Genomic DNA, 360 nt, shown 5'->3' on the forward strand with positions numbered 1-360 from the left:
TCTGAAGGGACGTGGCGGGGTCACGGTCAGTCTGGAGTGGTCCAGCTCGCGGCTGGTCCGTGCGGAACTAACTGTCTCCGTCCAGACAGGAAGCATCACCATTCGCAGTGCACATCCATTTCACACTGATACTCGTCAGGCTCAGCCTGACTCCAAGCACGGAGGATTTATTTTGTCATGGATTTTTACCAAAAAGCAGGAAAAAGTAAAACAATATACGATTATAATTGAGGGAGAGGAAGAGAGACAATGACTATTTTTCAATTTCCGCAGGACTTTATGTGGGGTACCGCAACAGCTGCCTACCAGATCGAGGGAGCCTATCAGGAGGATGGGAGAGGGCTGTCGATCAGGAGCCTA

At 50.3% G+C, this 360-nt stretch carries 1 protein-coding gene and 1 pseudogene; both read left to right on the forward strand.

All coding sequences use genetic code 11. The annotated features are described in order from the left end of the window. Positions 1-253, forward strand: a pseudogene (locus tag AC5V8P_RS26260) (glycoside hydrolase family 95 protein); the annotation flags it as partial. Next, positions 250-360 (forward strand): family 1 glycosylhydrolase (locus AC5V8P_RS26265; RefSeq protein ID WP_495474142.1); only part of this gene is annotated, 111 nt, incomplete at its 3' end. The pseudogene AC5V8P_RS26260 and the gene AC5V8P_RS26265, both read left to right, overlap by 4 nt.

Source organism: Paenibacillus sp. N119s, from assembly GCF_059447605.1.